Here is a 22,088-nt window from a genome sequence, read left to right as displayed (position 1 = left end):
ATGAACGGCTAGGTCACGTTTTCTCTTTATCTATTCGCATCCAACCGCTGCCCTACTTCCTCTTGACGCAACTCGGCAACGTTACGCCCAAGCTTGGGCGTCTTGACAGTTAGATCGGAGTTGATCGTTCTAGATCGGTGTTGATCGTTCACGCCACTTCCAACGACGGTTGCTGGCTGTCGGCACGAGATCGGCCGACAAAAACTACGCCTACCTTCGCCCAATTTCTGCGAGGCAAGGGCGAGCAGCCGCCATGCTACCCGCGCTGATACCAAGCGGGTGATACTGCACAACAAGGAGCAATTAGTTGTGCAGTTCAGAAAAATGAACGGCCTTCAGAGTGCGGACCTTTAAAATACGAATCGGGGAATCAGGAGTTCGAATCTGTTCGGGCGTGCTATCTAACACCCTGGATACGCGACTAATTTCCAAAACGCTCTGAAGCGACCCCAGACTAAAATTTCCGTTTAGTCTGGATTGCCAAATCTGCCCGGAGTAAGCCGATTTCGTTCGAAATTGTTATCGTGCAACCAGGCGTCAGTCGCAAGGGTATGTCCCACGACCGGCAGCTGGTTCTCGGAGCGGGTTTGGCGTTCCTCAAGCAAACCGTCGGTGTGGACGCCCAGGTGATCTGCAGTGAATGACCGGCAGAATGCAGCCCGGCCCAAGTTAACATCCGACATTGAGTGGGCCGATCATCCGCTCTTGTATGGAATGAATTTCGACCGTCCGCGCAGAACTGTCAGCTTGTGCGACTTGAGTTCGCCGGACAGGCTTTCCGTTTGAAATCCAATGAGGGTTAACCGCGTTCGCTTTCCTCAGAATCAAGCTGAACACTCACTGTCCTTCCCCGTGTCCCCGATGGGGGCGCGGGGCTTTGCACTTGGGCTGACCTGACGGAGACAGCCGCTCGCCGCAAGGGCCAAGCCCTCGCGCAAGCGTGCCCTTCGGATGCGGCGCGCGCCTCTCTCCGTCTCTCCGGTCGTCGGCAAGGCCAAGCGCCGCCAGCAAAGGAGAGACAGCATGAGCAAGGAACGTTTCGATACCCGTCCTGAAAGGCCCTTCTAGTCACGAATCAACTACATTGGTTCGATGGTCGACCGCCTCGTCTGGCGCTCGTCAATCCTTTCGGTGCGACCGAATCTGTATTGTTTGATTTTGGGCCTGGAGATTTGGAAATGCCTGTCAAACCTTTGGATGACTACAAGACATTCCCCAAGATGACCCACTGGTTCAATCCGGTGCTGCTCGCGAAACTCCTGAACAATGTCGCTTCGTCATCGATGTTCGGCCAGTACGCCGACCGTCGGCTGATGGTCGCGGCGCTCGATACGGTGCCGCCCGAAGAACACATGCGGCGGGCGCAAGAGCTCAAGGACGAGCTTGATCCCGACAAGAGCGGCGAGGTCTGGATCGACTTCGTCGCCGACCTGGGCGACGGCCTCGATAGCACACTCGCGGTCGCATCGCTGCTTGCGCGGAAAGAACTGCAGCTTGGTGACCTCAAGCTGCCACGTGGGCAGACGCTCATTTTTGGCGGCGATCAGGTCTATCCCGCCGCGACGGCCGAAGCCTATCGCAACCAGCTGCGCCAGCCGTATGCCTGGGCGTTTCCTGACCACGACCGGAAATCAGACGGCGGTGTGCCGGTCTATGCCATCCCCGGCAATCACGATTGGTACGACGGCCTAGTGCATTTCCTTGCCTTCTTCTGCCGCGAGAAGTGCTGGCACATCGGCGGCTGGCGAACCCGCCAGCGCCGAAGCTATTTCGCGCTTCAGTTGACCGATGACTGGTGGCTCTGGGCAGCCGACATCCAGCTTGCGGATAACCTCGACCAGCCGCAGGCGGATTATTTCGCGGTGATCGCGAAACGCATGCCCGCGAAAGCGAAGATCATCCTGTGTACCGCCGAGCCGGGATGGCTCTACACCGACACGGCGAACAAATCCTGGGGCATCATGGGATTCGTCATTCGCATCGCGATGGATGCCGACAAGGACTTCCAGATACCGCTTCTCATCTCTGGCGATACGCATCACTACAGCCGCTATGTTGCGGCGGACGGTACCCAGTTCATCACCTCAGGCGGTGGGGGCGCGTTCCTACATCCCACGCATCAGCTCGAGCCGACGGTGAAGATAACGTGGAGCGGGGAGCGCAAGCTTGAGCTTGCCAAGATCCAGCCCGCAAAAGAGGGAGAGCCGCCGCAGGACGCCTGCTATCCGTCCAAGCGAACGAGCTGGTGGCTGACGTGGCGGAATCTGTGGTTCGCCGCCACGAACTGGGATTTTTCGTTACTGATGGGCATTGTCTATTGGCTAGCCGGCATCGGCATCACCTTCCGCGACCAGTGGGACTCGTACATCATCCTCACACTGGTCTTTGGAGCAGCCATCATGGGCTACACCATCAACCAGGAAAAGTCGCGGCGCACATCGGTTCTGATTACCAGCGCGCTACACACGCTCGCCCATGTGGCTGCAGTCATCTGGTTTGCGCGGTTCTTTGCTGCCTGGAACGAAGCGCACCCAGTCCTAGAGGGCGAATGGTACAGCGTCTGGGTCTGGCTCCTGACACTGCTCGTGCAAATGGGTGTTGTCGGCTTCGTGCTGGGGAGCACGATCTTCGGCCTCAACATGCTGTTCACCAGCCTCTGCTTCCGGATGAACCGCAACGACTCGTTCAGCTCATTCCGGTTGGGCGGCTACAACAACTTCCTGCGGATTCACATCAAGGGGGAAACCGCCGAGGTCTATGCCATCGGATTGAAGGACGTTCCGCACCGCGACGACTGGATAGACAACACCAAGTCCAAGCTGGGACCCGACAGCAGAAGGAATCCCGACGAGCCGGTCTTTGTGCCGACCAAGCCGCTGGAGCCGCATCTCATCGAGAAGGTGTTGACGAGCGCGACCACGCCGCTTTGACCTGCTGCGATGGATATGCGCCATACTGTTCGGGATAGCTGATAAAGCAAGAAGCGACTTACCATCTTGACTTAGTCGCGGTTGCTTTTGAGTCTCTTCAATCCTGCATCCAGGAACTTTTGGACGAGTTCGTTGCCTGCAGCCATAAGATCTTTGGGCTTCTCGGCGCGCATTCTCTCTGCCTCTGCAATAAATTCAACAACCGAATCCCGCAAATCGTCGGGAGAGTTGTCTAGGCGCCTGAGCATTTTCAAGCTGTTGAAGGCGCACCCGAGAAAGGTCTGATTCCTTTCGAGGATCTGTGCGAGCATTTCCGGAGTAATCTGCTCGCTTGGCGAAACAAACTCCCCGTCCTGCCAGTCTACATATAAGGACCCATTTTTCGCATCATTCGACGCCTCATGAAATTCCATCTGCAGCTTTTTGAATTCTTCGCGCATAGCTTTCCAATTGCCGCGTGCCTTGGCGTCTTTCTCCGCCTGCGACCCCTCCAGCATGTATGCATTGCTCTTGTTCTTGGCGGAATGACGTCGGAATGAGGCAAGAACTTTATTCTGATCCACCGGAAGGCCAGACAGTAAGCTGGTTGCTCATGCGCCGATGTTCTCGATCTTCGAGCATTCCTCGAGCGAAATTTGATGAAGGCAAAGTGCTCGCGCCGTGGCACCAGCCTTTGCCAGAATTTCTGCCTCAAAATAGAGTTGCTCGGCGTTGTCGAACGCTTTTCGGCGCCGCGCACAAGAGTGCTGAGGAACCGGCGATCAACCCTCGAAAGCGCCCCGGTCATCTTGGGACCTTACTCGTCTGTTGTACACCGCGATCCAAGCCTCGTGTTCACCTTTGAGGTTCTCGACGAGTGCATTCACCGTCGCGTCGTTGATCGCCTGCGGCTTTCCGTGAGTGAACTCGTTTCTACGTTCGTGGATGTCTTCTAGTAAATCGGCAACTACCGAAAATCCGTGCACTCGAAGATCTTCGAAATAGTTCGTCCCAAAGAATATTTTGTACAGGTCGTAGAGGCGGCTCCCGATGCCGGAGTGACGCCGAAGCTGGTCATCTAAAACTCGTTGTGGACGCCCGCGCATCGCGGTTCGGTGAAGCCGTTCGATACGAGTCTCGAAGTAGCCCCAGAACAGCAGCACTAAAGCCGCCCGAGCGGATGGACGTTCCGAATCTGCGAAGTGCGAGAAGCGTTCAAACTCGGCCGTTGGCCGTTCCCACTCGCGCTGGAGCATCTGGAGATAGATGTAGTCCTCATAGCGACCTTCAGCACCCGCAAAAGTGGGATGGATGACCATCCGCTCATCATTTATGGTCCTGATGTAGGGCGAAGTATCGAACGGGTCGGAACCGCACGCGGGGCAAGACGCGTCAATCCTGCGAATGCCGGGACAGTCCCCTCCGCACAACACGTAGCCTGACCAGAGGCTTGTCCATGATTTTCCCGGGAGATTGTCGCACCACATTGGATGACCCCGTAATCGGCGCCTTTACAGCCTCTGCCTGAAAACTCTCCGGAGCTGCGCGCGGCGAGCCTCAAACTGCGCAATATCCGAATCGTTCTGTCGCGGCCTGAATCGTGCCGGCTAAACGACTTTTTTGAAGCCCGGCGGAAGGATGATTGTCGGCTTGCCAAGTGCTTTCACCGGATAAAGTAGAATAATGACATTGTGCGTCGTGTCGAAAGCCTCCGCCACGCACTCGTGAGGAACGCCGTTGCGATCCTTCATTGAGACGGTTGTGGGGCGTGTCATCTTTCGACCGATCGGAAGAATACGGCCAAGGCAATGATCGGTTGTTATGACCGTGTCCGTAGGCTTGCCAAACTGAACGATGAAAGAAGGCGAGGGTTCGATGCGACGGACGGTAGCCCGTGCGCCGTGACCCACAACGATCTCGATAGGTTCGAGGATATATACTACGCAGGCGCGATGGTGAGTGCGGGCAAATTCTCGTGCTGAAGCATAGTTAGATGCGCCGAATTTCTTAGCGAGCGTGATCGGTGTCTTGATGTCGAACTTACAGTCAGCGGCATATCGCGCATAAGTGTCGCCCTTGAACAAGGCGAACCGGGCAAAGTTGTTCGCCTCGCGTTCAAACTGGTCCGAGATTTCGGGATCGAGATGTTGTTCGCTGTCCTGGAAAAAGCGAAACATGCGCTTATGCACGGGAAGATCGTGATGCGCGGTTTCGTGGAGCGTCAGGAAGACCTTCTTGGATTTCGACTTGATGGCGCTGTCATCGATATGGATGAGCGTTTCGGCGGAGTCGTAGAGGCCGAAAAGCTTGCCAAGCGCGGATTTAACGATGGTTGCAGTTTGAATCGCCTTGCCCGCCAAGTATTCCATGACGGCAATGGGATCGAAAAGGCTGGTTTGCGCGACACGCACATTTGCCGCGGCGAGGATATCTTCGAGTGGCACGGGGAATCTGTCCCATGCGCTTGCGCGGTCGAGGAGCTGCCGTGCTCGCTCCTCGACCGCGCGACGATCTTCGGGATCGAGGCTGCTATCGTCAGCTTTTGTCACCCGGCTTCTTCCTCGTGCGCATGAATTGAAGGTATTGGAGCATCTCGGTCTCTTCCTCGGCCGACAGATTATGCTCGGCGAAGGTCGCGATACGTCCGTGCCGCTCGGTATTGGCGCGCTTGGTCCCGGATATGTACCCGGCCATGTCCATCAGGTTCTCGAAGCTGATGGCGTAGAGTTCGGCGAGCGCATGCAGAATGTTCGGCGATGGCTTTTTGATCTTGTCGTTTTCGATCTGGGACAGATACGCGTTTGAAACCTGCTTGCTCGTGGCTTCCTCGACGTCGCGCAGGCTCATCTTTCGATCCACGCGAATCGACGCGAGATACTGACCGAGTGTCCTTTTCGATGTGTTCCTTTCATCGGTCGGGGCCAGCATGGATTGCTCCTGCAAGTTGTTGTTTCTGTTGCGATTCTAGCGGACCAATCGTTGGACGTCAAGCGCGCAAAGAAGGTGCTTGATGTTCTTAGCGCGCTATGTCATGTTGGAACTATCGAAGGGCAGGGTGCCCGGGTACGTCCAATATGGAGAACATCAAAATGACGGACAACTTTGAAGACAGGAGGGCCGACCCCGGCGTGGAAGAGGTCCTCGACGAGATCATCGATCTCGAAGAGTACGCCAAGCTGGGCAAGCGCCCCCCGCTCTCGAAGGGTTATCGCATCCGTGTGAACGGCGATCCGTTCGTGGTCCATGATCCGAACCCGACGGGCCGCGCCGTCCTGACCCTCGCGGGCCTGCTGCCCCCCGAGAATTACACGCTCCGCGTCAAGCTTGCGGGCGAGAAGCCCAAGAAGGTCGGGCTCGACGAAAAGGTCGATCTCCGCCACGCCGGCGTGGAGAAGTTCAAGGCGCTGCCGCGCGACCAGACAGAGGGCTAAGCGATGACCCTCCGTCGTCAGTTTGACTTGCTGCCCATCGACCGGGAATTTCTCGACGAATACGGCCTGCCGTGGGAAACGATCGTGGATGGCTCACAGTGGGTCCTCATCCACGATTTCCCGGCACCGCGCGGATACAACCACGCCACCGTGACGGCCGCCATTCGCATCGAGACCGGCTACCCCAACACCGAACTCAACATGGTGTACTTCTTTCCCGCGCTCGCGCGCGTGGACGGAAAGAAGATCGGGGCGACCGAGGCGCAGCAGCAACTCGACGGAAAGACCTACCAGCGCTAGTCCCGCCACCGCACGGGCGCGAACCCGTGGAAGATCGGGCGCGATCACATCGGGACGCATGTCATCTTGATCGAAGACTGGCTTGACCGGGAGTTCGAGAAATGAACGCCCCCGTCACCCTGGCCTTCTCGGGCGACCAGCACGAGCACTTAAAGAGCTTCCTCTTCCCCGGCGACGGGAACGAGGCCGTCGCGATCCTACTGTGCGGCAGCCGCGCAGGCGATCGCACCCATAGGCTGGTCGTGCGCGAGATTCATGGCATTCCCTATGAAGGCTGTTCCGAGCGGACGCCGATGCGCGTGACCTGGCCGCCGGACTACATCGCGCCGATGCTCGACCGGGCGGCCGCCGAAGCGCTGACGGTCGTCAAGGTTCACAGCCACCCCGGCGGCTACGCCGCCTTCTCGATGACGGACGATAAGGGCGACGAACGACTGATGCCAATGATCCGCGGGTGGGTCGAAGCGGATGTGCCACACGGCAGCGCCGTGATGCTGCCGGACGGCCAAATGTTTGGGCGCGTCTTGAACGCGGCCGGCGGCTTCGATCCGATTCATTGCATCAGCGTAGCGGGAGACGATCTCCACTTTTGGTATGCGGACGCGGGCAGTATCGAACTGCCGAACTTCGTCGCGTCACATGCGCAAGCATTCGATAAGGGTACGATCGAACGACTCCGCCGCCTGTCCTTTGCGGTGATCGGCGCGTCGGGGACCGGCAGCCCGACGGTTGAACAGCTCATGAGATTGGGCGCGGCCGTGATTGTCAGCGTCGATGACGACCACATGGAAGAGCGCAACGTCAACCGCATCCTGAACTCCACCATGGATGACGTGAAGCAAAAGCGTCCCAAGGTCGACGTTCTTGCTGATGCGGTTGAGCGTACCGATCTCGGCACCCGATTCATCCCTATAAAGAAAAACCTGTGGAACCCTGACGTTATCCGCGAAGTCGCTCAGTGCGACATCATCTTCGGATGCATGGACACGGTTGATGGGCGGTATCTTCTTAACGCTATCGCGTCCTACTATTCGATTCCCTACTTCGATATCGGCGTACGCCTGGACGCGACCAAGGATTTCGACGGCTGGGCCCACATCCGTGAAGTTTGCGGTACCGTGAACTATTTGCGTCCCGGACGTTCGAGCCTGGTTAGCCGAGGCCTCTTTACGATGAGCGATGTTGCCGCCGCCGGTCTGCGCCGCAACGACCCGACAGCTCACAACCGGCAGGTCGAGGATGGCTACATCAGGGGCATTGCCGGGCACCGGCCCGCGGTCATCAGCGTCAACATGTTCGCCTCGGCCCTTGCCGTAAACGAAATGCTCGCGCGCCTGCATCCCTACCGTGAGGAGCCGAACGGCGCCTATGCCGCCGTCACGTTTAGCTTGGCGAGTATGGAACTCATCTACGACCCCGAAGAGGGAATCTGCGACATCTTGGGAGCAAAGGTAGGCTTCGGCGATACTGCGCCACTCCTGGGACTCCTCGAGCTTGCGGAAAGGCGAAAGGCGTGAACCGATTTCGGCGGGTTCTGGTTAATGCATATCGGCGTGCAGATAGGTTTCTGCGTTGTGCATACTGCCATATCCATAATTGGATCGTCCCGCCGTATGCAACGTTGTTGGTCGTAGACACGCTTCCCAAGCAATTGAAGCGCCGGACTCTCTACATCGTCGAGGAAGATGGCTTCCAAGAGCAGGCAGCAATGATTTGCCCGTGCGGTTGCCAATCTGTTTTACATATGAATCTTCTCCCCGATGAACGTCCTTGCTGGCGTGTTACGCGCCATGACGACGGGACTGCCACTCTCCATCCCTCAGTGTGGAGGAAGAAGGACTGCGGCTCGCATTTTTGGTTTCGAAATGGCCGCGTCGTATGGTGCTAATCGAACGTCGCCGCAGCTGTATGCAAACGCCGTGCGCATGTCAGAGCCGATGTGGCACGCTTGCGGCTATTGCGATTGAAGGGGCTAAGAATCACGCTCAATCACTGCCTAAAAATGATGGATCGTGATCGAGTGTGCAGATGGGGTATCGAGTGGGATTGTTGTGCACCATTCTTCTATCAGGACGCCGACGAACTTCCCGACGACGTTGACATCCGCCTCGGCGAGATCGAGAAGGCACCGTTGGCATTCGAGACTGGCCACATATCCTCGACCCTGGTGACGTCACCCGCACCGGCGCCTTCGACGGCGACGGCAGTTGCTGATCGACAGCGGTTCCGTGCGGGATGAGGCGTCGGTTGAGGGCGTAAGCGGAGAAGCTGACTCATCGGAGACAGACAGAGCTGCTCCCGACACGCCATCGGTGCGCCGGGCTGTTATTGCGGTTGGCGGTCAGCCGGACGTGGAGGATGACGGCATCAAGCCATTGCCCGACCGCCTTGTGATAGAGCTCACGGCTCGTCGTACGCACGCGCTGCGCGATGCTGTGGCGGCCAACCCCCAAGTCCCGATGCGGGGCTCCTGCACAAGCTCTGCCTCGACACCTCCCAGCGGGAGATGCCGATCAGGTGGTCGTCCGGCAGGTCCACTTCTCCGCGCCGGCGCGCCAACGGATGTCTGCAAGGCATCGAATTGTCTTTAGATGTCCCCGCCGGTAGGCATTCCGGGTCGACCGACTAGTATCGTGAGGCGCCCATCAACCGCACAACTAAGTACGCTTTGTTGTGCAGTTCGGAAAATTGGTACATCGCAAAAATCTTCGAAGTGCGGCTTCGGAGTCAGGCAGATCTTTCCGGCACTCCACTTATGCTCTCACACCGGCTACCGCACCACGATGGAAGCCATTGAGGCATCGACGCGCCCGACCGTGATTCCGCACCAATTGCCGAGCGTCCATAATAGCGCTCACAACGTCAAGGGGGATCGCCACGATATTCGAATTTCATAAAGATGGAGCGCCGATCTCATAAGTATTTTCATGTGGGGTTGCGGGCTACGACCGGCAGATTTGCGTCAAACGTCGGACAACTGCGCGGCCAAGGCGCGCGGCCGCGCGTCTTTATGAAATTCCTATAAGGAACGTCCCGCGTCCGCCTCGAAAGACTATGCGATCAGTGTCACGTAGCTGGCACTCGAACAACGACTTCGCTCGACGGGACTAGGCACTCGCCTCCAAGAGGAAACCGTAGGAGTTCTGCAATGCTCGACATTGCCATGCTCGTCATTGGGATCGGCTTTTTCGCCTTGTCCGTCGGCTACGCCTTCGCGTGCGATCGTCTATGAGGGCCCAACCGATGATCATCGACTACTCACTTGCCGCGATCGTGACGGCGGTACTGCTCGTCTACTTGACGTACGCGCTACTGCGGCCTGAGCGCTTCTAAAGGAGCCGTACCATGACCGTCGTCGGCTGGGTTCAGATCACCCTCTACTGCGCAATCGTACTCGCGTCGGTGAAGCCGCTCGGCTGGTATATGACGCGCGTGTTCAATGGGGAAAGCACGTTTCTCTCGCCGGTGCTGCGCCCTCTCGAAACCACGATGTACCGGCTCGCCGGGGTTGATCCCGGGCGCGAGCAGCATTGGACCACCTACACGATTGCTATGCTGCTCTTCAATGCCGCAGGCTTCGCGTTACTCTACGCAATCCTTCGGCTGCAGAGTGCTCTCCCGTTCAATCCAGCCGACCAGTCCGCGGTCTCCGCCGACCTAGCGTTCAACACGGCGATCAGCTTCACAACAAATACCAACTGGCAGAACTACGGCGGCGAAAGCACGCTGAGTTATCTCAGCCAGATGATTGGCCTCACGACCCAGAACTTCGTGTCGGCTGCTACCGGAATTGTTCTCGCAGTCGCCGTCATCCGTGGGTTTGCGCGCGCATCGATGCGCACTATCGGGAATTTCTGGGCCGATCTCACCCGCTGTACGCTCTACGTGCTCCTGCCCATTTGTATCGTTTACGCCCTTTTCCTGGTGGCGCAGGGCATGCCGCAAACTATTGGGCCGTACGTCGAGGCGACGACGCTGGAGGGCGCAAAGCAGACGATCGCGGTCGGGCCGGTTGCCTCGCAGGTTGCGATCAAGATGCTGGGCACCAATGGTGGCGGCTTCTTCAATTCCAACGCGACGCACCCGTTCGAGAATCCCACCGCGCTGTCGAATTTCGTGCAGATGATCTCGATCTTCGCGATTAGCGCGGCGCTGACGAACGTTTTCGGACGAATGGTGGGCAATGAGCGCCAAGGCTGGACCATCCTGGCGGCGATGGGTGTTCTCTTCGTTGCTGGCGTCGCGGTCGCCTATTGGGCGGAAGCGCACGGCAATGACGCATTCACGGCCCTCGGCCTCACCGGCGGCAACATGGAGGGCAAGGAGGTCCGCTTCGGCATCGCTGCTTCCGCCCTCTTTGCAGTGATCACCACTGCCGCCTCCTGCGGTGCCGTAAATGCGATGCATGATTCATTCACCGCGCTCGGCGGCATGATTCCGCTCATCAACATGCAGCTTGGCGAGATCGTCGGCGGCGGCGTGGGCGCCGGCCTTTATGGCATGCTTCTTTTTGTTGTGATCACGATTTTTGTCGCCGGGCTGATGGTGGGCCGCACGCCCGAATATGTCGGTAAGAAAATCGAGGCGCGCGAAGTGAAGATGGCGATGCTGGCGATCTTGATCCTGCCGCCGATGATCCTCGGCTGGACCGCCGTCGCCGCGGTCATGCCGTCCGCCGTGGCGTCCACGAACAATGCCGGCCCGCATGGCTTCTCGGAGATGCTCTACGCCTACAGCTCGCAGACCGGGAATAACGGCTCCGCCTTTGCGGGCCTCAGCGGAAACACTCTCTTCTACAACACGACCGGCGCGATCGCGATGCTGGTTGGTCGCTTCTGGATGATCGTTCCGGCCATGGCGATTGCGGGTTCGCTCGCAGAGAAGAAGACAGTCCCAGCCTCGACCGGCACCTTTCCGACGGCTGGGGCACTCTTCATCGGGCTGCTCGTCGGCGTCGTCCTCATCATCGGCGGTCTCACCTTCTTCCCGGCGCTCGCTCTCGGCCCAATCGTCGAACACTTGGCGATGGGCGCCGGCACCTTGTTCTAACGAGATTCATCCCGGAGCTATTCCCATGGAAACCGCCAAGCTGCGCAAGCAGGCACCGACCTCCGCGCTGCTCCACACAAGCATCGTCTTGCCGGCGATGGGCTCGGCATTTGCCAAGCTCGATCCGCGAGCGCTGATCAAGAATCCCATAATGTTCGTGCTCGAAATCGTGACTGCGCTGACCACGGTCATCCTGGTTCGAGATCTCGTGACGGGCGCGCAACATCTTGCATTCGAATTCCAGATCGTCCTTTGGCTGTGGTTTACGGTGCTGTTCGCCAATTTTGCTGAAGCCATTGCGGAGGGGCGCGGCAAAGCACAAGCCGATGCACTCCGGCGTCAGCGCACCGAAACCCAGGCAAAGCTGCTGACCGGCGCCGACCGGAGGAATTACGAACTTGTGCCGGGGACATCGCTCAAGGTCGGCGACACCGTGCTTGTCGAAGCGGGTGACATCATCCCGTCGGACGGTGAAGTGATCGAGGGCATTGCCTCGGTCAACGAGGCCACGATCACCGGCGAATCGGCGCCCGTCATTCGGGAATCCGGGGGCGACCGTTCGGCAGTCACGGGTGGAACGCAGGTGCTGTCGGACTGGATTCGGGTCCGCGTGACCGCGGCACCCGGATCGACGTTCCTTGACCGCATGATCCGCCTCGTCGAAGGCGCCGAACGGCAGAAGACGCCGAACGAAATCGCGCTCAACATCCTGCTCGCCGGGATGACGATTATCTTCGTCTTCGCGACTGCGACCATCCCGAGCTATACGGCCTATGCGGGTGGCACGATCTCGATCGTGGTGTTGGTTGCGCTATTCGTCACCCTGATCCCGACCACCATCGGCGCACTCCTGTCGGCGATCGGCATTGCTGGCATGGACCGCCTCGTTCGTTTCAACGTGCTCGCGATGTCGGGGCGCGCTGTAGAGGCAGCTGGCGACGTGGACACCCTTCTCCTCGACAAGACGGGGACTATTACGCTCGGCAATCGGCAGGCGACTGAATTTCGGCCGGTGCGCGGCGCCACTGAACAGGAACTGGCAGATGCCGCGCAGCTTGCTTCGCTTGCGGACGAAACGCCAGAAGGTCGCTCGATCGTCGTGCTTGCAAAAGAGAAATACGGCATCCGTGGTCGCGAACTTGCTGATTTGCGCGGCAACTTCATTCCGTTCACGGCCCAGAGCCGGATGAGCGGCATGGAAGTCGGAAATTCCTGGGTCCGCAAAGGCGCAGTCGATGCGATCCTTAATTACCTCAATGCGCCGTCCGGGGCGGTTGGGCCGACCGGTGCGGTGCGCGCCCTCCAGCCCGCGGTCAGCGCGGAGACCGTTCGCGAAATCAATGCCATCGCGGACGAGATTGCGAAATCGGGCGGGACGCCTCTCGCGGTTGCCAAAGACGGCCGCCTTCTAGGGGTGGTCCATCTTAAGGACATTGTGAAGGGCGGCATCCGCGAACGCTTTGCCGAACTGCGCCGGATGGGAATTCGCACGGTCATGATTACCGGCGATAACCCAATGACCGCTGCCGCAATCGCTACCGAGGCCGGCGTCGACGATTTTCTGGCGCAGGCCACGCCCGAGGAAAAATTGCGTCTGATCCGTAACGAGCAGGCCAACGGCAAGCTTGTGGCGATGTGTGGCGACGGCACCAATGATGCACCGGCGCTCGCGCAAGCGGATGTCGGCGTCGCCATGAACACCGGCACAGTCGCCGCGCGCGAGGCCGGAAACATGGTCGACCTCGATTCCAACCCGACCAAGCTGATCGAGGTGGTCGAAATCGGCAAACAGCTGCTCATGACGCGCGGGGCGCTGACCACGTTTTCAATCGCGAACGACGTTGCGAAATACTTTGCGATCATTCCCGCGATGTTCGTCGCCTTCTATCCGCAGCTCCAAGTACTCAACATCATGGAGCTTGCAAGCCCGCAGAGCGCGATCCTGTCGGCCATCATTTTCAATGCGCTCATTATCATCGCGCTGATACCGCTGGCGCTGAAAGGCGTCGCCTACCGGCCGATCGGCGCTGGTCCGCTGCTGCGGCGCAATCTTCTGATCTATGGCCTCGGCGGCATCATCATTCCGTTCATTGGAATCAAGGTGATCGACCTTGCGGTCGTTGCCCTGCAGCTTGCCTGAGGAAAACGTCATGCTGAGAGAATTCCGCCCGGCTATTGTTCTCATCGCCGCCTTCACGGTCATCGTCGGGCTTGCATATCCGCTCGCGATCACGGGCATCGCCCAGGTTGTATTTCCTAGTCAGGCGAACGGCAGCATTCTGGAAAGGGACGGGAGGATCGTCGGTTCGGCGCTGATCGGCCAGGACTTCACGAGTGACCGTTACTTCCACGGCCGACCTTCCGCGACTACGGCGCCCGATCCGAACGACTCCACGAAGACGGTCCCAGCGCCTTATAATGCAGCAAATTCAGGCGGCTCGAACCTGGGACCCACGAGCAAATCGCTTATAGAGCGGGTTCGGGCGGACGTGGCAAAGCTCAAGGAGGAGAATCCAACAAGCCCGGTGCCGATCGACCTGGTAACGACCTCTGGTGGGGGGCTCGATCCTCACATCTCGCCCGAGGCCGCGTTGTTCCAGGTGCCGCGCGTGGCGAAGGCGCGCAATCTGTCGGAGGATCGGGTGCGGCAGCTTATTGCCGACCATTTGGAAGGCCGCTTGTTCGGCATCCTTGGCGAGCCTCGCGTGAACGTCCTCGCCCTAAACTTGGCCTTGGATCGCGCGGCGCCGTGACGCCGTCCTGAACATTTCCGCGGTTGCAGCTTATGGCCGATCAGCGACGCGACCCCGATCAACGACCGTCTCCGGAAGCGCTTCTAGAGGCTGCCCGGCGCGAGGAGAGCCGCCAAGGCAAGCTCAAGGTCTTCGTTGGTGCGGCGCCTGGGGTCGGCAAGACCTACGAAATGCTGCAGTCGGCCCGCGCGAGAAAGCGCGACGGCGTGGACGTTGTCGTCGGCGTCGTCGAGACGCACGGGCGCAAGGAGACCGAGGCGCTCCTCGAAGGGCTGGAGACCATTCATCGGCGGCGCATCCAATATAAAGGACGCGCGCTTGAGGAGATGGACCTCGATGCCATCATTGCGCGCCGGCCGCAAATTGCTCTTGTTGATGAGCTGGCTCATACCAATGCGCCAGGGTGCCGTCACCCGAAGCGGTACCTCGACGTCGAAGAACTCCTGGGCAATGGCGTCGACGTTTACACCACCGTCAACATCCAGCACATCGAAAGCCTAAACGATGTTGTCGCGCAGATCACGCGCGTGCGCGTTCGCGAGACGGTTCCGGATTCGCTCCTCGATCGTGCCGACGAGATCAAGCTCGTCGATTTGACACCGGATGATCTGATTCAGCGGCTGAAAGAGGGAAAGGTCTACGTTCCGAAGCAGGCTGAGCGTGCGCTGGAGCATTATTTCTCGCCAGGCAATCTGACCGCGCTTCGCGAGCTCGCTCTTAGGCGGACGGCCGATCGGGTCGATGAACAACTGCTCACGCATATGCAGGCCCATGCCATTTCGGGACCGTGGGCCGCTGGCGAACGCATTCTCGTCTGCATCAGCGAGGACCCACGGGCCTCTGGGCTTGTACGTCACACCAAGCGGCTCGCCGATCGTCTGCACGCGGCGTGGACGGCGCTCTACATCGAGACGCGACGGAGCGCGCAGCTAAATGAGGAAGAACGGGATCGCATTGCCGACACCCTCCGGCTGGCGCAAGCGCTAGGGGGAGACCCCGTCACAATTCCAGGCGGAGATCGCCGAGTGGCTGACGACGTGATCGGGTTTGCGCATGCGAACAACATCACGCAGATTGTCATCGGGAAATCCACACGCACGCGCTGGTTCGAAATTCTACACGGCTCCGTGGTGCACGATCTCGTTCGTCGGGCCGGCAATATCAGCGTCCATGTCATTGCCGGAGAGGAAATCGAAGCCGAAGCAATCCCAAAGAAGATGGTCCGAACCGCCGAGAGACCATCCACCTTCGATCCACGTGCGTACATGTACTCTTCTGTCGCTGTTGCCGGCGCTATCGGTGTCGGCGAACTGTTGTGGCCGTGGATTGGGCGAGAGAACATCGACCTGGTGTTTCTCATGGCAATCGTCGGCATCGCCGTACGCTTCGGTTTGCGGCCGTCGCTCCTTTCCAGCGTAGCTTCAGCCCTTTGCTATAATTTCTTTTTCACCGAGCCGTATTACACGTTCGAAATTAGTCACACGACCGACGTTATCGCGGTCGTATTCTTCACGCTTGTCGCGATTGTCGTTTCGAACGTTGCTGCGCGGGCTCGAATTCAAGCCGTTTCCGCAATGGCGCGAGCGCGGGCCACGGAGTCGCTCTACACCTTCAGTCGCAAGCTTGCCAGTGTCGGCACACTCGATGATGTCCTTTGGGCCACGGCTTACCAGACCGCGCTGATGCTCAAAGTGCGCGTCGTCCTGTTGCTTCCGTACAACGGCTCGATTTCTGTGCGAGCCGGCTACCCGCCGGAAGACACTCTCGACGAAGCTGATCTAGCCGCCGCCAAGTGGGCTTGGCAGAACGATCGGCCGGCCGGCCGCGGTTCGGATACCCTGCCGGGGGCGAAGCGCCTGTTCGTGCCGATACGCACCGGACGCGGCACCATCGGTGTCGTGGGCATCGATAGCGACAAACCTGGCCCGATCCTTACTCCCGACGAACGGCGCTTGCTCGATGCTTTGATAGACCAGGGCGCACTTGCAATCGAGCGCGTGCACCTGGTCGAAGACATGGATCAGGTCAAGCGCACGGTTGAGACGGAGCGCCTCCGATCCGCGCTGCTTACCTCAATATCCCACGACTTGAAGACGCCGCTTGCTGCCGTGCTTGGAGCGGCGGGAACGCTGCGTGATCTTGGGGGTAAGCTGTCGGAGGCAGAGAAAGTCGAACTGTTAGGGACGATCATCGATGAATCGGAGCGGCTCAATCGGTTCATCGCAAACCTGCTGGATATGACCAAGCTCGAATCTGGAGCAATCATCCCGAACGTCGCGTTTCTAGACATCGGGGAGGTTGTCGGAAGCTCGCTACGACGCGCGAGCCGCATATTGGCCGCTCACCAAGTCGAGCTGGACCTCGAGGCCGACCTACCAATGGTCGAACTCGATGCCGTTCTGTTCGAGCAGGTTCTATTCAATCTCCTAGACAATGCAGCCAAATTCGCCTCGGCCGGCTCGACCATCAGGGTGCAGGCTTGGCGCAACGAGAATTTCATCTGCTTGCAAATCCTCGATGAGGGCGATGGCATCCCGCCTGCGGAACTGGAGCGCATCTTTGACAAGTTCTATCGCGCGCAGAAGGCCGACCAGGTACGGGCCGGCACTGGGTTGGGGCTGGCGATTTCCCGCGGCTTTGTGGAGGCCATGCGCGGTACGATTACTGCGGCCAATCGGACCGATCGGAAGGGCGCGGTATTTTCCATCAAGCTGCCAATCCCGGCGGAGGCGAAGCAATTGGATACGGCCGCATGAGCGCCGCTCCTCTTCGTGTGCTCGTCATCGACGACGAACCTCCGATCCGCAAGCTCCTACGCATGGGCTTGAGCACGCAAGGTTACGAGGTCGTCGAGGCGTCGAATGGCAGGATGGCTCTGGAGATGCTGGATGAAAAGCCGGGCCTGATCATTCTCGATCTCGGGCTGCCAGATATGCAGGGGATGGAGCTCTTGCGAATGATCCGGGCGCGGAGCGAGGGCGTGCCGATTGTCGTGCTTTCGAGCCGGGGGGATGAAGCCGGCAAGGTGCAGGCCTTGGACTTCGGTGCCGACGACTATGTGACCAAGCCGTTCGGAATGGAAGAGCTGCTCGCGCGCATGCGCGCGGCATTACGCCATCAGCTGCAGGTTCATGGGGAGCGGCCGATCTTTCGGGTTGGCGATCTGTCGGTCGACCTTGTGCGCCGCATCGTCAAAGTGGGTGACAAGGAGGTGAAGTTGTCTCCGAAGGAGTACGAGCTCTTGCGCACGCTCGTGCAGCACGCCGGGAAGGTCCTGACGCATAAATTCCTGCTCGGCGAGCTTTGGGACGAACTGACGGACGCGCAGTATCTCAGGGTGTACGTCCGGCAACTCAGACAGAAGATCGAGGCTGATCCGGAGCGGCCACAGTACATTCTCACGGAAACGGGTATCGGATACCGGCTGCGCGCGCCTGACTAAACACCATCCCGTCGCGGCGTGTTTCCGTGAACGAGCTGAAAAGCCATGGATATCAGTAGCTTTCTTTCACCCGACGATGCGATCTTAAACGTCCGCGCATCCGATAAGACGCGTCTACTGAAGGACCTTTGCACTCGGGCGGCGACGGTTCTCAAGATCGATGCGCAGCGTATCACCACCGATATTTTCAAACGCGAGGAACTCGGCTCGACCGGGATCGGAGGCGGCGTGGCAATTCCGCATGCCCGCATCCAGGATTTGAAGGAGCCTTTCGGGATCCTGGCCCGGCTGCGCAAACCTATTGACTTCAACTCAATCGACGGCGAGCCAGTCGATATCGTTTTCCTGCTACTGTTGCCTGCGACACCTGCGGGCGAGCAACTTAATGCGCTGGCGGCTGTAGCTCGTCGACTTAGGGAATCAAATTCGGTTCGCGATCTGCGTCGCGCCCCGGATGCGGCGAGTTTCTACCGTGCGATGATGTTTTGAAGATTGAAACAGCCTGCAGAAGTTGGTTGGTGGCTTTCGCGATGGCCAAGATGGACGTACCGCGATGAAGGATGGCCCCGCGGTCGAAACGAAAGGCCTTTCGAAGGTCTTCACAGCCACAACAGCGGTCGATGACATCACCTTTGCTGTCCGTCGCGGCGAGGTGTTTGGCTTCATGGGCCATAACGGAGCAGGCAAGACGACCACGCTCCGCATGCTGATGGGCCTTTTGCGGCCGACCAGCGGACGCGCGACTGTCCTGGGCCACGACATCGTCGAGGAGAGCCTATCTGTTCGCCGCGTGACTGGATTCTTGCCAGGCGATTACGCTTTGCCGCGAGAAATGACCGCTCGCCAGTTCCTGCGCTACATCGGTGCCATGTTTGGCTTCAGCGGCAAGGGTCTTGAGAAGCGTATCGATGAACTCCTGATGCAATTCGAGCTCTCCGACGCCGCTGATCGCCGTTTGGGTACCTTCTCGTCGGGCATGACTCAGAAGGTCGGACTGGCGCAGGCACTGCTTAACTCCCCCCGTGTTCTGCTTCTGGATGAGCCCACATCCGGACTCGATCCGATGGGCCGACGCGATACGCTCGAATTGATCACGAGTTTGGCGCAGGAGAACGGCGTGACCATCCTCTTTTCAACCCACATCCTCAACGACATCGAACGCGTTTGCGCGCGTGTTGCCGTTCTCCACTATGGGCGCTTGATCGCGTATGGCGATCTCGCCGAACTGAGGCGCACGCACGGTACGGATCAAATGGACGATCTCTATCTGTCTCTGGTCAAAGGCGCCGGATGACGCTCGCTACAACATACGGCATTTCGTTGATCCCACGTTACGGCCTGCGGGCATTCCTTATGCAGGAGTACCTGCGCATCATGCGGAGCCGCTTGGCTTGGCTTATCTGGGCTGTCATCGCTTACGCAGTCGTGGCTTTGCCTTTCCTGATGGCGAAGCCCCCGCCCGAACTGCTTGGGTTCATCGAGGACTGGCTTGGCAGGGAAGACGCACATGGCAAGTTGCTCTTGTTCATGTGGGTCGATGCGGCGATGAACAAGCTGGCAATCATCTTAGGGCCAGCCCTTGCCGGCGGTATCATCGCCGATGAACGCGCCCACGGCACTCTCGATCTGTTCGCCGCGAAGCCGGTCAGCCCACAGACCTACTACACCATCAAGCTTGCGGCTGCGGGCTCTGCCCTCGCGACGTTTTATTTGGCGGCCTGCCTCGTCGCTGCCGTGACGTTCCCGTGGCGCGTGGACGGTTTCGATGTCGTCGATGTTACTGCGCTGAGCGCCGTTCACCTTTTCGCTGCGATCTTTTCAGCCAGTTTTGCGGGCGCCGTGGCGACCTTCTTCGAGCGTCGGCTTACCGGCATGCTAGTCAGCGTCGCGGTTCTTGGAGTCCTCGTCGGTATAGCTTTCTTAGGCTTCTATTATCCCGCCTATCGCACTGTCAGCTTCGTCAATCCATTCTTCGATGGCGTGTTCCTTATCGGGAGCATCGGGCACATTCGAGCCGGCGACGTGGCGCTCCCGGTGCTGCTGTTGATCGTCTTTAATCTCGGCTTCTGGCTGCTAGGGCGGCAGCGCGCGACGCGCTCGCTACAAGGAGAATGAGTTGTGGTGGCGGTCGATAAGCTGGAAATCATCCCCTCTTCGACGCCGCTCAAGACTCTTCTGCGCCTTGAGACCAGCCGAATCCTCACCGCCCGCCACGCGCTCGCGTTGATTGCGACCTCACTGATGGGAGTCGCGCTTGCGTTTTGGCTCCCGCAGTTCCCTGAAAGCGTTCATCGCTTCTTCGAGCGCATCTTCCAGCTGCCGGACTGGCCGGAGATCGTGGTCGCAAACGATCTGACGGGATTATTCTTCTTCGTTTACTGGGTCGGGTCATTCGACATTCTCGCCATCTACGTCGTGCCACTGGAGGAGCGTTACCTCGACTTGTACCTATCTAAACCGCTCTCCCGGCGCGACTACATGCTGGCGCGCATTATCCCCATCGTGATCATCGTGCTCGGCTTGGGGGTGCTTTCTGCTATCGCGCATTGGCTAGCGCTAATTGCTGCCGGGCTCAAATTTCCATTGCTGGTCTATTTTGGTGCCGCGGCGGCAGTTCTGGGCTGGACGGTTTGCCTGCTCGCAATTGTAAATCTCGCAATTCTTGCAGTTCGCGACACCTACTCCGCTCTGGTCGTGGCTTTCATTCCCCTGTTAGCGTCGATCCTTCCGGGCGTCATCTACATGTACCGACCCGACGTATTCGAGGGTGCGCCGATGCTGCGCGCCACCGCCGTCTTTCCGAACACGTTGGTTTGGCATCCGGAGTTCAGTGCCCGCTGGGGGGCGATCATCGCGATCGCCCTATGCGGCGCAGGCGTCATGCTCATCGGCGCGGCGGCGCGGCAGATCGAGCGCCGAGATATCGCATGAGGGTGGCCGGTTGCCGGTGATCGTGAGACGTTGCTCAGAGGCGAGTCTCGACGGTCGATTCAGCTCAACACGGGCAACACTGGGTTCGCTCGATTTCCTTTGTTTTCTCGCCGCTGCGACGGCTCGCCGATTCTGATTGGGCGGCCCCCCAGTTGCGCTTTACGTTCGCAACCAAGATCAATTTTGCGGACGATCTCTTTCGCCAATGCGAACAAGTGCTGCCGGCCCGAATGCGCTTGATCCTGCGCGCATGACTTCAGTGGAACGTTTCGCCGAAATCGGCCGGATTCTCGCTCTCGGCCTCGAGCGTCTGCATGCGGGGAAGTCAACGGCTTTATTTGCGGACGGCGGAGACAGTTGTCTCGACTTCTCGCCCCACCCACGCCGTCATGCCGAAACGCTTGGGAAGTAAGGGGCGTGACAGTGGGGCGGGGTTCACCGGCAAATCTGACGACAATTGATCGGGCGCGTCCGCGCGACGATTCCGCGCGAGACGTAACCGTGCTGGCCCGCCTGGCGGCCGCGAAGCGAAACGAGAGCACGACCGCGGCATATGCGCCACCGAAGAAGGTGCCAAGGCAGAACAGCCAGAGACTGTGTCACTGACCACATTGATCGGCATACCTCGCGTAACGGAAGGCTGAACGTGCTCGGCGTAGATTTTGAGCGCACGCTGTGGATCGTCTCGCTCTAGCGCAGAGAGCGCGGCATCCCATGCAATATGGCCATGCAGGATGCCGGAACGATCATAGCCCGGAAGCCATTCTGCGATCAGCGCCTCAGCGTCTTCGCCCCCTCCATCCTCGAACATCGCATGCGACAGGCCTATATACGCGGACGCCTGATGTGACTTGCTACCCCGCATCCATCGCACGATCCGCTAACCACTCGGCACCACATTGAGAATGGCGCGCTAGCTTTTTCATCCTCAGCAACAGCATGCGTTGTCCGTCCGACGGAAGTCCGCAGCGATTTCTTCGGCCGGACCATGAATGGCGACTTTTGTCGAGCGCGCCAGTATCGAGAAGCGCCGCTCTGTCGAACGCGCGACGAGACGGTTGCTGTTCGGATCACAAGCTTCGGTTTGGAGTGCTTTTAGCGCGCCACACGGCCGCGAACCGGACCACGCAAAATGCCGGCGGAGAATTGGCGTCTGAGCTGCCACCACGTCGCTTCGAAAAGACGCTTACGCGGTCTAACAGAGAATTTCACAGCGCAAAAAACTCAAACCGTACCGAGGGTTGTTTCCTAAAAACTCTAGATCGGAAGAGCA

Annotated in this window: 17 protein-coding genes and 2 pseudogenes; 15 read left to right on the top strand and 4 right to left on the bottom strand. The window is 59.1% G+C overall.

Annotated elements, in window-relative coordinates; all coding sequences use genetic code 11:
- The first annotated feature begins 1,178 nt into the window (after window positions 1-1,178).
- Window positions 1,179-2,930, top strand: a complete 1,752-nt coding sequence (locus AB7F49_RS30100) for a metallophosphoesterase (protein ID WP_428529327.1) — start codon at window positions 1,179-1,181, stop codon at window positions 2,928-2,930.
- A 71-nt stretch (window positions 2,931-3,001) separates the two neighbouring features.
- On the opposite strand, the pseudogene AB7F49_RS30095 reads toward AB7F49_RS30100, so the two are convergent.
- The 4 genes and pseudogenes from AB7F49_RS30095 to AB7F49_RS30080 all read right to left on the bottom strand — a co-directional run.
- A pseudogene (locus AB7F49_RS30095) lies at window positions 3,002-3,652 on the bottom strand (AbiV family abortive infection protein); the annotation flags it as partial.
- A 39-nt stretch (window positions 3,653-3,691) separates the two neighbouring features.
- Window positions 3,692-4,228, bottom strand: coding sequence for a hypothetical protein (locus AB7F49_RS30090; protein WP_428529325.1), 537 nt, complete (start codon window positions 4,226-4,228; stop codon window positions 3,692-3,694).
- Window positions 4,229-4,516: 288 nt separating this feature from the next.
- Window positions 4,517-5,458 carry an ImmA/IrrE family metallo-endopeptidase gene (locus tag AB7F49_RS30085; protein ID WP_428529323.1) on the bottom strand — a complete coding sequence of 314 codons (942 nt, stop codon included), beginning with the start codon at window positions 5,456-5,458 and terminating at the stop codon, window positions 4,517-4,519.
- On the bottom strand, window positions 5,445-5,837 hold the full coding sequence (locus AB7F49_RS30080) for a helix-turn-helix domain-containing protein (protein WP_428529321.1): 393 nt from the start codon (window positions 5,835-5,837) through the stop codon (window positions 5,445-5,447). Before AB7F49_RS30080 ends, AB7F49_RS30085 begins: the two co-directional genes overlap by 14 nt.
- Window positions 5,838-5,998: 161 nt before the next feature.
- Between AB7F49_RS30080 and AB7F49_RS30075 the strand changes: the two genes are divergently transcribed.
- The 14 genes and pseudogenes from AB7F49_RS30075 (at window position 5,999) to AB7F49_RS30010 (ending at window position 20,815) form a co-directional block, all read left to right on the top strand.
- On the top strand, window positions 5,999-6,340 hold the full coding sequence (locus AB7F49_RS30075) for a multiubiquitin domain-containing protein (RefSeq protein WP_428529319.1): 342 nt from the start codon (window positions 5,999-6,001) through the stop codon (window positions 6,338-6,340).
- 3 nt (window positions 6,341-6,343) lie between these two features.
- Window positions 6,344-6,745 (top strand): annotated as a pseudogene (locus AB7F49_RS30070) (E2/UBC family protein).
- On the top strand, window positions 6,742-8,157 hold the full coding sequence (locus tag AB7F49_RS30065) for a ThiF family adenylyltransferase (protein WP_428529318.1): 1,416 nt from the start codon (window positions 6,742-6,744) through the stop codon (window positions 8,155-8,157). Before AB7F49_RS30070 ends, AB7F49_RS30065 begins: the two are co-directional and overlap by 4 nt.
- Before the next feature lie 191 nt (window positions 8,158-8,348).
- Window positions 8,349-8,528, top strand: a complete 180-nt coding sequence (locus AB7F49_RS30060) for a DUF6527 family protein (RefSeq protein WP_428529329.1) — start codon at window positions 8,349-8,351, stop codon at window positions 8,526-8,528.
- Window positions 8,529-9,868: 1,340 nt separating this feature from the next.
- Window positions 9,869-9,973 (top strand): K(+)-transporting ATPase subunit F, encoded by a 105-nt coding sequence (locus AB7F49_RS30055; protein ID WP_428529316.1) that lies wholly within the window; start codon window positions 9,869-9,871, stop codon window positions 9,971-9,973.
- A 12-nt stretch (window positions 9,974-9,985) separates the two neighbouring features.
- A complete protein-coding gene (gene kdpA / locus AB7F49_RS30050) occupies window positions 9,986-11,689 on the top strand; it encodes a potassium-transporting ATPase subunit KdpA (protein ID WP_428529314.1) in 1,704 nt (567 codons plus the stop codon).
- Window positions 11,690-11,714: 25 nt separating this feature from the next.
- Window positions 11,715-13,829, top strand: coding sequence for a potassium-transporting ATPase subunit KdpB (gene kdpB / locus AB7F49_RS30045; protein ID WP_428529312.1), 2,115 nt, complete (start codon window positions 11,715-11,717; stop codon window positions 13,827-13,829).
- 10 nt (window positions 13,830-13,839) lie between these two features.
- A complete protein-coding gene (locus tag AB7F49_RS30040; RefSeq protein ID WP_428529310.1) occupies window positions 13,840-14,442 on the top strand; it encodes a K(+)-transporting ATPase subunit C in 603 nt (200 codons plus the stop codon).
- Window positions 14,443-14,474: 32 nt separating this feature from the next.
- Complete coding sequence (locus tag AB7F49_RS30035) at window positions 14,475-17,198, top strand: DUF4118 domain-containing protein (protein ID WP_428529308.1); 2,724 nt, start codon at window positions 14,475-14,477, stop codon at window positions 17,196-17,198.
- Window positions 17,195-17,884: a response regulator gene (locus tag AB7F49_RS30030; protein WP_428529306.1), complete on the top strand. Its 690-nt coding sequence runs from the start codon at window positions 17,195-17,197 to the stop codon at window positions 17,882-17,884. The genes AB7F49_RS30035 and AB7F49_RS30030 overlap by 4 nt, the downstream gene beginning before the upstream one ends.
- Before the next feature lie 45 nt (window positions 17,885-17,929).
- Complete coding sequence (locus AB7F49_RS30025) at window positions 17,930-18,373, top strand: PTS sugar transporter subunit IIA (RefSeq protein ID WP_428529304.1); 444 nt, start codon at window positions 17,930-17,932, stop codon at window positions 18,371-18,373.
- Window positions 18,374-18,437: 64 nt separating this feature from the next.
- Window positions 18,438-19,178: an ABC transporter ATP-binding protein gene (locus AB7F49_RS30020; RefSeq protein WP_428529302.1), complete on the top strand. Its 741-nt coding sequence runs from the start codon at window positions 18,438-18,440 to the stop codon at window positions 19,176-19,178.
- Window positions 19,175-19,999, top strand: a complete 825-nt coding sequence (locus AB7F49_RS30015; RefSeq protein ID WP_428529300.1) for a hypothetical protein — start codon at window positions 19,175-19,177, stop codon at window positions 19,997-19,999. The genes AB7F49_RS30020 and AB7F49_RS30015 overlap by 4 nt, the downstream gene beginning before the upstream one ends.
- A 6-nt stretch (window positions 20,000-20,005) precedes the next feature.
- The gene (locus AB7F49_RS30010) at window positions 20,006-20,815 is read left to right on the top strand and encodes a hypothetical protein (RefSeq protein WP_428529298.1); all 810 of its coding nucleotides are present in this window, start codon (window positions 20,006-20,008) and stop codon (window positions 20,813-20,815) included.
- Window positions 20,816-22,088 lie beyond the last annotated feature (1,273 nt).

Origin of the sequence: Pseudorhodoplanes sp., from assembly GCF_050250235.1 — a bacterium.
In the GTDB taxonomy this organism is placed as follows: Bacteria; Pseudomonadota; Alphaproteobacteria; order Rhizobiales; family Xanthobacteraceae; genus Pseudorhodoplanes.
This window is presented reverse-complemented; position numbering and strand designations above follow the sequence as displayed.